The following is an 11413-nucleotide window of genomic DNA, read 5'->3' as shown; positions in this document are numbered from 1 at the left end:
CCCCAAGGGCCTGTGTACAGCGGCGGGGTTGACGCCTACAGCGGGGACAGCGTGGCGACGAGATCGGAAGCGCCCAGCAGGCGCACGTTCCGGGCATCAAGACCTGCCGGGTAGAGCGCGTACGCCTCACCGCCGTCGGCCAGGGCCAGGTCGCCGCGCACCAGGTACGCGAGGTGTACGTCGGTGGCGTCCAGGTCGAGGGCGTCGTCGGCGTTCGGGGTGCCGATGCGGGTGGCGAAGGTCTCGCTGGTCTCCTGCGGGCGGCGCCGGTAGGTGGTGGTGGAGCCGTCCAGGTGGCGGACGACGACGGTGCGGGCACGGCCTGCCGCCTGCCAGGTGGCCAGCTCGCCAAGTCCGACGCGGGCGCCGGAGGTGAACAGGCCGGTCAGGCCCTCGCCGAGGGTGGCGAGGTCATTCGCGTGCCGGTGGACGGCATGGTTGGTGCCGGTGACGCCCTTGACGACGTCGAGCCACCGCATGGTCCGTCCCTTCACGTCGATCAGCAGGGGAACGCTCGCGCGGGACTGGCCGGTCAGGTCGAAGCGCTGCTCGACCTGGCGCGGGTCGAAGACCGCTCCGGTGTTGCCTTCCTCGTCACGGGCCATGAATCCTGCGAAGGCGTCGGCCAGGTCGTCGAAGGCGACGTTGTTGAACGAGAAGACCACGGCCACCAGGTAGCGGACGCCTGCGGCGGCCAGCTGGTCAAGGTCGAGGTCGACGAACTCGCTGGCGCCCTGCGGCGCCGGGGCACTGGTCAGGTCGCCTGAGTGCACGGCGGCCGTCCCCGCGAAGCGGAGCCGGGTGTAGTCGCAGGTGCCGACGTGCTCCCAGGAGTCGTTGAACATCGCCGCCGACAGGTCCAGGTCGGTGCGGCCGGAGGCGGCGCTCTCCATCCAGTGGAGGAAGAGGCGGACCGTGCGGCCGTCGGGCAGGGCCAGCTCGCTGCCGCGCGGCAGGGTGACCAGGGCGCGCGAGGCGGTCCGCTCGGCGAACGGGACCATCAGTCCGTCCAGCCCTGCGTCGAGAACTGCGGTCTCCACCGGAGCGAGATGGCCCGCGCGGCGCAGGATCTCACCGGTCAGGATGGCCACGGCCCGGTCGACGACCGTGCCCGCCAGCGGAGCCCGCTGGTCCGCGACGATGTGGGCCTTCGCGTTGCCGCCCTTGGGGAAGAAGACCCGCTCGGCACCCTTGCGGGTCCGGGTGCGGATCTCGCCGAGCGCCGAGAGGATCACTCCCGGGGCGACCAGGGGAACCGCCTGCTCCAGTGCGTCCAGGACACGCGCAGCGTGGTCGCTGCCCGTCAGGCGCAGCATGTGGTCGAGGCGGCGCAGCAGCTCGCCGGGACGCTGCGCCAACAGCGGCAGGGCGCGGGGTACGTCGGCTTCGGCGAGGGCCGTCTCGACCTGGGTGGACCAGAGCGCGAGGGCGACCTTCGGCCGGTTGGTGCTGGCGGTCGGCACGCGGCGCGCCGTCGTCCGCAGGGTGTGGGAGAGGGCGTCGTCGGTGAGCGTGGTCTTGCGCAGCGCGGCGAAGGTGAGGGCCGCGTTCGGGTAGCGGGTGGCGTGCTCGAAGGGGTGCAGGCGCTCTGCCAGGTGCTTCCATGCCTGCTCGTGGCGGCGCATGTCCTCCGCGGCCAGGGTCACGTCGAGGCCGTCGAGGGCCTGCAGCATGGCGCGGCGCAGCGGGCGCGAGAGGGCGGTGAAGCGGGTCGGGGTGAGGAGTCCGGCGTCGCCGCCGGAGCGGACGGCCGCGAGGCGCAGCACGTCGGTGGCCGTGGTGATGCGGGAGATGACGGCCGGGAGTACGACCTGGTGGTGGTCCGGCTCGTCGAGGAGCCAGGCCAGGACGAGGGCCTTGGTCGCGCGTCCGGGGATGGACTCCGGGAGCCACGCGAGGTCGCTGCGGTCGCCGGCCGCGTCGAGGAGGGTCGACAGGTCGTCGGTGTCCTGCGGGCTGAGCGCGCTGGTGCGCGTCAGCAGTCCAGTCAGTTCGGTCTTGGCGTCCGCGGTGCGGTCCGTGAGGGCGCCCCCGTAGGTGAGGACCCGCAGCCGGTCGGGCAGCGCGCGCCGGGTGCCGGCGGTGGGCCGGTGGTCCTGCGGGCGCAGGAACGGGTCGTCTACGTCGATGCGGCGGTGGCAGATCGGGCAGGCCGAGAAGTCGGCGCCGTCGAAGCAGGACGTGCAGACCAGGTGGGCGCACGGGGCGACCGGGTGCACGGTGTCGTTCGAGCCGCACAGCACGCACGGCTGCTCGGCCTTCTGGAGGAGCACGGTAAGTACCCGGTCGACGTAGAAGGCGAGGGTGTCGGCCGGGGTGCTGTCCGGGAAGCGACGGAAGAGCGGCGTGTGGTCGCGGTCTGCTCCGAGGGCTGCGTCGATGTCGGCCAGCAGGTCGCGCCCGGCGGTGACGAGCTGGGCTTCGGTGCGGCCGGTGAGGTTCTGGCGCAGGTCTGCCGACAGGAGGAAGCCGCGCTCGAGGAGGTCGGCTTCCAGCAGGTTGATGCCGACGAGGGAGTCTACGGTCGCCGTCGAGGCGTGCGCCGCGGGCGACGGGGAGTTCAGGTAGACGGATCCACGACGGGAAAGGAGCACTGCGGCCAGGCCGCGGCGGGCTCCGGTGGTGGTCGTGATGGTCGTGGTTGTCATTGCCGTCCTCCCCCTGCCCCGGCGCTCGCCGGGCCTGCAGGGCCCTGTCGTGCAGGGCATCGTCTTCATGAGCCGCAGCGTTCGGGCCCGTGTCCGTCCCGGTGGGAGGAAGGGCCCTGAGAACCGCTCGGCGTCGTCGAAAGTTTCAACCTGTTCTTGGTCAACGGGCGTAAGCCGGGCGCCGGTTGCTCGTGCATCGGGCGCGGCGGGCTGAAGCTCTCGGATGCGGGGCGGGAAGTGATCGCGCTGAGTCTTTTCCAAAGAGAGAGAAGGAAGCACGTATCGGAGCCGCCCCGCAGCCGGGACACTACCAATCGCAAGATTGCCGCTGCACGGGGTTTTCGCGGCCGGAGAGGTACCGAACCCCTCCCGCTCCAGGTGGACAGCCGTCCCGCAGAGTTACGGGTCGGCCGTCGCGGGCCGGAGCAACCGCTTCAACGAGTATCACAGTACCCCCGTCAGGGGTAGTCGTCAAGTTTCCAGGGTCACAACGAACTCGCGGAACCGTCACCCCTCAATGATGACCCTTTTAATTTGACATATAACTACCATGTGCGTACATTAGAAGTGTTGATTCGGTCTCGTTTCCGACCAGGAAGGCTCCCGTGACTGCCGCTCCCCGCCCCTCCAGTGACCGCCCTTTCGTCTCTGGTCCTGTTCCCGTGGAGCTCCTGCCGTTCCTCCCGGAGGACTTCCACGACGGGGGTGACGCCGACGACTGGCTGGCCCACCTCGCGCCCTGGGGATGGACCGGTATCCGGGACTGGGGCACCGAAGGCTGGGACCTGGGCAACTGGCCGTACCAGGCGGTTGCCCTCTACGACTCGCCCTTCGAGCTGTGCTACGCCTTCGCCGTCTACACGGAGGGCGATGTGAGCGTCGAGGCCTGGGCCACCCGTGAGGAGCGCGACGCCTCCGTCGACGTCCTCGCCCTGCACTACTGGAGCCACTCGGAGCGCGGCCCCGCCGACGCGCCCCACCCCAGCACCCCGCCCAGCGAGATCCCGGTGCGGTTCCGCGGCCCCTACGCCCCTGCCGACACGCAGACCTGATCGCTCTGCCCGACTTCTGCCCCGAGAGAACTGGAGTTCCATGCCCTCGACCGACGACCTGAGCGACACCCAGCGCACGACCGAGGAGCTGGCCGAAGCCATGTTCAGCGGCAACATCATCGAGGTGCGCTTCGCCACCCTGCTGACCTTCCTCGTCTCCCTCAGCGGCGTGGACGTCTTCGTCCGCCACTCCCTGACCGACAACCAGATCGCCGACCTGGCCGCCAGCTTCGGGGACGGTGAAGTGCGGATCACCATGCCGCCTGCCATCCACGCCAGCGGACCGATGCCGGTCGACGCCGGTGAGGCGGCCCTGCTGAGCCGGGCTCTCGACGCCCGCCACATGCTCTTGAGCAGTTAGCCCCCGGTCGCGCCCCAACTGGCGTCACGGCAGCACGCGTGCCTTCTGGCTGCGCATTTGCGCAGGTGGCCGGGTGTCACGCCTGACTGCGTGACAGTGACCGTGACACCCGGCGTGACACCGAACTCGCACCGACGGCCCCCGGGCTGGGCTGGGGAGTGGTGGTATCTACGGGCGTGCCCAGCGAGTCGCCCCGCGGGTGGTCTGGTCGGATGACGAGGCCGCGGCTTCGCGGTGGCCCTGGGCCGGCGGCGCGTGTCCGGCGCTGTCCGGTCGGACGCTTCCGAACAGTCCCGCACGTGCCGACGACGCCGACGCTCTGGTGCGCGACTAGCCTGACCAACTGTCCTTTGCAAAGTACGAGGTCGGTGGGTGGCGTTGGTGGCGCAAGGAACGACGGCGGTGACGGCTTGGGTGGTCGCGGGCACGCGGGCCCGGATGACGGACGCCCTGGGGATGGAGAAGCGGCGCCGCATCATCTTGTCGTCGCATTCCTCCTGGCAGACGCGAGGTCTGTCGCGCGAGGGCGCTGCCGCAGTGCGCGACCGGTGGCGGCTGGAGGTGGAACGCCTCCGCGGGACTGCTCAGTTGCTCGACACGATCGACACCCTCACCGCCAGTGGCATCGGGCAGGAGCTTGAGGAGCGGGGGTGGTCCAAGGAGTGGCCCGCGGTGCCTTCGGAGGCGCGGGCTCTCGGCGGCCGGTGGCCAGGATCGCGCACCGGCGGGTTCCCGGAGAGCGTTCCGATGCGTCTGCCCAGCGAACTCGCCGAGCAGGTACTGGCCGCGTGCTGGCACACCTCGGTCGAGTCCATCCGAAAGATCCGAAGGTGGCGCGACCTGTACCCGGACATGGTGCCGCCGGCATCTGCGCCCGCAGCGGCTGAACTGGCGGGCCTTCCCGATCCATTGGCGGAGTACGAGCGGCTCGCGGCGAAGGTCACCACCGTCGGAGTCATCTACCGGGCCGGGATCGAGCGGGGCATCACCGCGGCGGAGTTGCTCACCGCGACGCACTTCCCGAACCTCGATGCCAACGAGGACCCTTCCTGACGGTGCCCCTGTCAGGGTGGTGGAATACGTACCGCTCCGGCCCCCCGTCGGGGGCGACTTGGGCGGGAATGCGGCTCGGTGACGTGGGCTTCTGCTTCGGAGCCTGTGTCTAGAAAAGGACGTTGTCGTCCGTCTGCGGAACAGCTCGCTCGGTGGTGGGTGGACGGTAGTAGATCTCAACCCACCCGCTGCGCCGGTAGACCCTCATCTCGTCGCACTGCGGACAGCGCACCGCGTAGTGGGTCTTGCACCAGTACGGCTTGCCCCGCACCTGGACCCATTCGGACGGCTGGCCGGGGCGCGACCGCTTAACGCGGACCGTGGTGGGTTCGGGCGTGTACCAGGTCTGGCCGAAGGCGGTCGACAGCGGGCCGGGGAAGGCGCAGGTGGGGCAGCGCGGGTCGATGTGCGAGGCGTCGAGGGCCGGCTCCCATCGGTCCCAGTGGATCTCGCCGGCCTCGTGGTCGTGGTCCGGCAGCGCGGGAAGGACTCGTGCGGGCTCCGGCTGGGCCGATGTCACCATGGCGTCCAGTGTGCCCGTAGGCACCGACACCGGCCCCGGCCGGCGCCCGTCAGGAGGCCGGTCTCCATGGTCTCGCTCACTCAGCGTTCCGGCCGGCGCCGGTCATCAGCGGCACGTTGAAGACGAGGGAACCCGCGTCGTACCCGAAGTCCCCTGGGCCGAAATTGCCCGCTGCGCCGCCGTTGAAATACGCGGCGATCCCTTCCTGGATGACGTCGTCGACCTGGCTCTCGTTCTCCGCCAGCGCCAGGGCGGCAAGTTGCCGGCCGCTGAGGCTGATGGAGATGTCCCGCGGCCTCACCGCATCTGAGCCGCGGACGGTGAAGCTGTTCACCCGTGGCACCAGGACGTCACCCCGGTGCTGTTCTGCCTGCTGGGCACGCCGCTCCCGCCCGCGCTTGGTTGTCTGCGCGGCCGTGGCGTCGCGGAGGAGCCGCGCGGCGTTCGCGCCTTGAGGCGTGCGGCTGCCGTCGAGCCACCGCCGGATGGTGCGCGGCGACATGTTGTAGGCGGCGGCCATCGCCGCTGTCTGGCCTCCGTAGAGCCGCTCAAGGACGTGCTCGGTCTGGGTGGTGGTGCGTACAGGTGCGTGCTTGGACGTGTAGAAGAGCTGGTTGACCCGGGAGTACATCTCGGTCAGCTCGGTCTGCTTGGCGACCTCTGCTTGGTTCCTTCTCACAGGACGTTCCTTACGCCGCTACGGCGGTGCCGTCGGTGCTGTAGTCGTGGGTGAGGCGCGAGGGGTGCTCGTCCGTGTTCATGAGCTCCAGGACCTGGTCCATCGGGATGCTCGACTCGTGCTTGAACTGGCCGGGGCCGATGCCCAGGCGAAGGACGCCGAGGACGGGCTTGCCGTTCTCCGGCGGGGTGAGCAGTTCAAGCGGCGACGGGTGCTCGGTCGCGTACAGGTAGGAGTCGACGTTGATGGCGAACGGGGCGCGCCCGGTCTTCTTGTACGTCTTGCGCATGCGGCGGTGGTTGGCGATGCGGGCGGCCGAAATGATGTGGAAGCGGACTTCGGGCCGATAGGACCAGTTGGCCACGATGTCCTTCAGCCACGTCTCGTCGTCGAGGTGCGCTGCTCCCTCGGTCCACTTCCCGATGCCGCCCTTGTAGACCTCCTTGTAGAGGCCGGCCAGCACCAGGGCGTCGGTGCGCTCGACGTCCTGCGGGTCGAGGTCCTTGTGGCGGGCGTAGGCGGCAAGGAACTCTTCCGGCTCCTGCCCGTCCTGGAGTCCGAGCAGCGCGTAGACGCGCTTGTACGCCTCGCGCAGGCGGACCGTCCACTCCTTGAGGAACGGCACCGTCAGGGGGGACAGATACGCCTCGGTGATGGTGGTGGGGTCGAAGCCGAACTCGGTGACCATGTAGGCGACGGTCGGGGTGGCGTACCAGCCGGGTCCGGTGGGGGGTTTGCCGTGGAAGGTGGCCGGGTGTGGCAGCTCCGTGTCCACCTGGACGGCGGTGAAGTCGCACCACCACAGCCCGGCGGGAGCCGACTTGGTGTCCCACGGCGGGTTGGTGCGGTGTTCCAGCGGGCCGACGGGCAGCCGCAGCGACATGGTCACCGACAGGTAGGAGGCGCACACGTCGCAGGCGACGGCGTACGGCATGGCCGCCTCGGCTTCCGTGAGTGGCCGGGACCACCACTTGAAGTCCTCTTCCTCGCACAGGACTTCGCCGCGCTCCACCAGCTCGCGGGTGAGGGGGTGCCGAGCACCGGCCGCGGGCGGGACGACGGTGTCACCGGAGGGCAGCGCCCCGTCGCGGAGCCGGGAGTGCCACTCCCCCTGCTCGTCCTGGTACGGCTCATTGCGGGGACGGACCCCGTCCAGGAGCAGCTTGCTGGTGGTGGCCGGGGTGATGCCGGGTGCGACGCCGAGGTCGCTGACGTAGGTGCGGATGCGGCGGGCGAGGGTCAGCGCGTCGGGGTCGCCCGCGGGGGTGGCGGCGAGCCGGGCCAGCATCGCGCCGGTCACCTGCTGCTTCTCGCTGCCCTGCCCGAGCCACGGAGTGACCACGACGCGCAGGGACGACTTGGGGCCGCCCGCGGCGCCCGCGCGGCGAAACGCGTGGAAGATGGGGCCGATCTCCTGAGAGAGCTCCATTCCAACGCTGGCCGCTGCCTTGGTCAGCTTCGTCGTGAGGGCGGCCAGGGCCTTGTCGGTGGTGGGGAACGCCGCGGGCAGGCCCAGGGCCTTGAGCGCGGTCGCCGACAGGCAGACCATTCCGTCGCCCGTGCGGCCCGCGTCGTGCACGCGATCGATGCGCAGCGGCAGCCCGGTGCCGAGCCAGGCGAACCAGTCAGTGACCTTCGTTCCGGCCGGCGGCGGGACCTGCTCGATGTCCAGGTTCCAGTCTGCGCCGTCGTGATCGAGTGCGACGGCCGGCCACCGGCGCGGCTTGTTCGTCACTGGCGCGGTGCCGGGTGCGTCGCGCGCCGGGGTGCGGCGGCCGCCCGACCGTGCTGCGACCTGGGGGCTGCGTCCGCGCTCTCCGCCGGCCGGGCGGGGGCTGGCGGGGCGGTGCACTGGCTGCTGCCGCATGGGCTCAGCGCGGGCGGGTTCGGGGGCGGGTTCCGGCCGGGTGGGCGACGCGGGTACGGCGTCGGCCTGGCGGGCGGCGGCCTCGGCCTCCTCGGCACGGCGCTGTTGGTGACGCGCGATCGTGGCGGCCCGGGATTCAGGGGTGCACCGTTCCGGGCAGCGCTTCCAATCCCACAGCATCTTCCCGCTGTCGACGTTCCATACGACGACGTAGCCAGGGCGGTCGCTGCCGATGCAGCCGGCGCACCCGGCAAGGCGTACCTCGGTCATCGCCTGCCCTGTCCTTCCGGTCGTTCTACGGTGGTCATCAGGTGTTCTGCGGTGCTGAAGCGCCGAACAGGCGCTGTGCGGATTCGAGTTGGGCGGCGGCGTGAGCCGCCCTGTCGCGCGCGTCCTGGTCGGCGGGGAGCAGGTGATCGAGCTCTCGTTGTGCGACGGTTCGTATCCGTGCGGCGGTGACGGGCTTCCCGCTGCTGAGGCCGGGGATGTTGAGCGCGAGGCCCTGGAGCAGGTCGCGGATCGCGTCGGCGTCTGCGTGCGCCTCCCCGGCAGCGCGCTCTGCGGCCTCGGCCAGATTTACGGCCATGGTCAGGTAGTTGACCCGGCTGGATCCGGAGGCGAGAAGCCGCTGGGGCAGGGGCCAGTCGGACGAGGCGAGCACGGACCGGACGGGCCGCAAGGTATCGGCGGCCAACGCGGGACACACGTGGGTGCGCGGGCTGCTGCGGCTGCGGAAGCTGCGCTCCTCGTCCCGCCGCAGAGTCACCAGGCTTGAGGTGGCGAGCGTCGTGCCGAAGAAGGCGTGGTGGACGCTGCGGATGGTCTTCTGCGTCGCCGGGGCACCGATCAGGGTCAGGGTCTCCAGCACCTGCTCGCGTGCGGATTTCATGGACCGCCGCAGGACAGGCGCCGCGGTCGGGGTGGAGGCTCCGGGGAGCAGTGCATCCCACCCGTTCTGTGCCGCGCGCAACTGGGCGCGGAGTTCCGCGACCCTCTCGCCGTCGGACGCCTCGACGGCGGACCGGATCTCGGCCCGGAGCCGGTCCATCTCGCGCTCGATCGCGTCCAATGCCTCGTCCATACGCCAAAGTTTACCAGAACTTCCCAATATTTACCTTCGTTTTCCTATGTTCGATGCCATGGCTCCGGGCCCAAGATTTTGGGGCGGCCCGGGATGGTCCCGGGCCGCCCCACGGGCGACTTCACGGCGAGCCGGACGACCGGGCCCTCCAGTCATCGCACGCGCCGGATCGCTACCCCTTGGCGGCTTCCTTGAGCTTCGACCCCGCGGAGACCTTCACGCTGTAGCCGGCCGGGATGGTCATGGTCTCCTGCGTCGCGGGGTTGCGGCCTTCGCGGGCGGCGCGGTGGGTGCGCTCGAAGGTGAGGAAGCCGGGGACGGTGACCTTCTCTTCGCCCTTGGCGACGACCTCGCCGGTCACCTCCGCGAAGGCGGCCAGCACGGCGTCGGCGTCCTTGCGGGTCACCTCGGCGCGGTCGGCCAGTGCGGCCACCAACTCACTGCGGTTCATATAGGGGTCTCCATGTTCGTTCTGCCTGTTCGGCTGCTGCGCCTTCATGCTGCCAGCACCCAGTGACAATCCCCGTCGCGCACCGCGGCACCCGAGGGGGCGGGCGGCACCTCTGTCCGACGTGGATCTCCCTCACCATACACGTTGACCCTAGTAAGTTGACACATGATTGGGACATGACTTAATTTTCCAGGGTCGTGATCGTTTTTCGCGCTTTCTCTTGCGCGTCGCCCCGGCCCTCCGCGCCGGCGCCGCATCCCGACGCTTCCGCCCGGCTGCCGATGACGGCCGCCTTCCGAGAGGAATTCGACGATGAGCTCGTCCGCCATACCGCTTTTCCTGCCCCGGCTTCGGTTCCGACTGGGCCGCTCCAGCCTTCTGGGCGGCACCAACCACGCACTCCTGCAGGACGACGCCTGGAAGGCGATCGCCGTCGCCGTCGACCGCGCCACCGCCGACGTGCTGCCGCTGAGCGCGTCCGGCACGGGAAGCGTGGTCGCCGGCAACCGGGCGCTGGCATCCCTGGTGGGCGGCCGATTCCTGCTCGAGCGCATCTACGAGCGCAGTGAGCGCTACATCGATGAGCCCAGGAGCCGCCGCGACCGCCGTCTGCGACGACGTGCGGCCGAGGACCTCCTCCCGTACCTCACCGCCTTCCAGAAGGCGATCAGCTACGCCCGCCGCATCGCCGACGGCGAGCCCGCGCCCGCCAAACTGCCGGCGCTCCTCCAGTCCGGCGCCCGCCTTCCGATGATCCAGCGGTTCCGCCAGGACCGGCAGGTTCTGGCGGACGTCCGCTGACGTCGCCCGCTGCGGCCCTCCAGAAAGGCGCGAGATGAACCGCGTTGAACCTCACGTGCTGCCCGAGACCTCGGCCATGGCCCTGCGCGCCGCGCTCGACGGTGTCCGCCACGCCATCGACACCGCCCGCACGGTGGCGCTGGCGACGCTGGCCGACGCCGCGCAGGGTCACATCCGCCAGTACAGCGGGATGCCCGGCACGGCCAACGCCGTGATGACCTCGGGCCTGGGTACGGCCGTGATCATCCCGGAGTCCCGGGGCGAGCGCGCCACCCTGAAGATCCACGTCAGTCCTGCGGCCTACGAGCGGATCCGGAAGCACCTGGAGGAGGAGTGTTTCCACGACCACGCCTGTGACTGCGAGCAGGATCCGTGGCCCGCGCTCGATGCCCTGCCCCGTGAGGAGCAGGTGGTGATCTGCCGCCTCGGCGGAGAGGAGCGCGGGTCTGCGACCCGCTCGCCGTTCGGCCGCGGCGACGTCGCGCTCGAACTGGACGACGAGAGCGTTTTCACGGCCGCTGAGGTCCTGCGCATCGCCCTCGCGCTCGCGCCGCACGAACGGGCAGACGAGACGCGCGAGACTCCCCCGGCGTAGAGCCGGCCGCAACGGCCGCCCCGCCGACCGCAAACTGGGCACCCCCGCCTCGTGAGCCGCCCGCGCAACCGTGACCGTTACGCGCGTGGGCCGGACCCTCCCCCCTCATGACCCTATTAGCTTGATTCACTCGCGGATCTGGGTTAAGCTATTAGCGTCACAGGGGTTGAGGGGCTCTCCAGAGTCCTTCCCGGTGCACTCACCAACCCGCCGTCCGGCGCTCCCCTACGCCCGCCGGACGGCTTCCTGCGGCGGACCCGCCCAACCCCCGGGCGGGTCCGTCGCCCCCCTATCGACCCGAC

General features: G+C 70.4%; 11 protein-coding genes. 5 read left to right on the top strand and 6 right to left on the bottom strand.

Going from position 1 to position 11413, the window contains the following annotated elements; all coding sequences use genetic code 11:
* Positions 1 to 35: 35 nt before the first annotated feature.
* Positions 36 to 2648 (bottom strand): MXAN_6230/SCO0854 family RING domain-containing protein, encoded by a 2613-nt coding sequence (locus tag ACFWP7_RS17300; RefSeq protein ID WP_384382297.1) that lies wholly within the window; start codon positions 2646 to 2648, stop codon positions 36 to 38.
* 662 nt (positions 2649 to 3310) lie between these two features.
* Here ACFWP7_RS17300 and ACFWP7_RS17295 point away from each other — a divergent pair.
* From ACFWP7_RS17295 to ACFWP7_RS17285, 3 genes are all read left to right on the top strand, one after another.
* Complete coding sequence (locus ACFWP7_RS17295; protein ID WP_384382295.1) at positions 3311 to 3700, top strand: hypothetical protein; 390 nt, start codon at positions 3311 to 3313, stop codon at positions 3698 to 3700.
* Between the two features lie 40 nt (positions 3701 to 3740).
* Positions 3741 to 4061 carry a hypothetical protein gene (locus ACFWP7_RS17290; protein ID WP_384382293.1) on the top strand — a complete coding sequence of 107 codons (321 nt, stop codon included), beginning with the start codon at positions 3741 to 3743 and terminating at the stop codon, positions 4059 to 4061.
* Positions 4062 to 4463: 402 nt separating this feature from the next.
* Positions 4464 to 5114, top strand: a complete 651-nt coding sequence (locus ACFWP7_RS17285) for a hypothetical protein (protein WP_384382291.1) — start codon at positions 4464 to 4466, stop codon at positions 5112 to 5114.
* Positions 5115 to 5223: 109 nt separating this feature from the next.
* Here ACFWP7_RS17285 and ACFWP7_RS17280 read toward each other — a convergent pair whose 3' ends face one another.
* The 5 genes from ACFWP7_RS17280 to ACFWP7_RS17260 all read right to left on the bottom strand — a co-directional run bounded on the left by ACFWP7_RS17280 (position 5224) and on the right by ACFWP7_RS17260 (position 9715).
* The gene (locus tag ACFWP7_RS17280; RefSeq protein WP_384382289.1) at positions 5224 to 5637 is read right to left on the bottom strand and encodes a hypothetical protein; all 414 of its coding nucleotides are present in this window, start codon (positions 5635 to 5637) and stop codon (positions 5224 to 5226) included.
* A gap of 76 nt (positions 5638 to 5713) precedes the next feature.
* Positions 5714 to 6316 carry a hypothetical protein gene (locus tag ACFWP7_RS17275; RefSeq protein WP_384382287.1) on the bottom strand — a complete coding sequence of 201 codons (603 nt, stop codon included), beginning with the start codon at positions 6314 to 6316 and terminating at the stop codon, positions 5714 to 5716.
* Positions 6317 to 6326: 10 nt separating this feature from the next.
* Positions 6327 to 8453 carry a hypothetical protein gene (locus ACFWP7_RS17270; RefSeq protein WP_384382285.1) on the bottom strand — a complete coding sequence of 709 codons (2127 nt, stop codon included), beginning with the start codon at positions 8451 to 8453 and terminating at the stop codon, positions 6327 to 6329.
* Between the two features lie 37 nt (positions 8454 to 8490).
* Positions 8491 to 9264 (bottom strand): hypothetical protein, encoded by a 774-nt coding sequence (locus ACFWP7_RS17265; RefSeq protein WP_384382283.1) that lies wholly within the window; start codon positions 9262 to 9264, stop codon positions 8491 to 8493.
* A 172-nt stretch (positions 9265 to 9436) separates the two neighbouring features.
* Positions 9437 to 9715: an HU family DNA-binding protein gene (locus tag ACFWP7_RS17260; protein ID WP_384382281.1), complete on the bottom strand. Its 279-nt coding sequence runs from the start codon at positions 9713 to 9715 to the stop codon at positions 9437 to 9439.
* Between the two features lie 312 nt (positions 9716 to 10027).
* On the opposite strand from ACFWP7_RS17260, the gene ACFWP7_RS17255 reads away from it, so the two are divergent.
* Together ACFWP7_RS17255 and ACFWP7_RS17250 are read left to right on the top strand one after the other, a co-directional pair.
* A complete protein-coding gene (locus ACFWP7_RS17255; protein WP_384382279.1) occupies positions 10028 to 10516 on the top strand; it encodes a hypothetical protein in 489 nt (162 codons plus the stop codon).
* A 34-nt stretch (positions 10517 to 10550) separates the two neighbouring features.
* The gene (locus tag ACFWP7_RS17250; protein WP_384382277.1) at positions 10551 to 11111 is read left to right on the top strand and encodes a hypothetical protein; all 561 of its coding nucleotides are present in this window, start codon (positions 10551 to 10553) and stop codon (positions 11109 to 11111) included.
* The last annotated feature ends 302 nt before the right edge of the window (positions 11112 to 11413 follow it).

This window comes from Streptomyces sp. NPDC058470 (assembly GCF_042721055.1).
Classification (GTDB): domain Bacteria; phylum Actinomycetota; class Actinomycetes; order Streptomycetales; family Streptomycetaceae; genus Streptomyces.
This window is presented reverse-complemented; position numbering and strand designations above follow the sequence as displayed.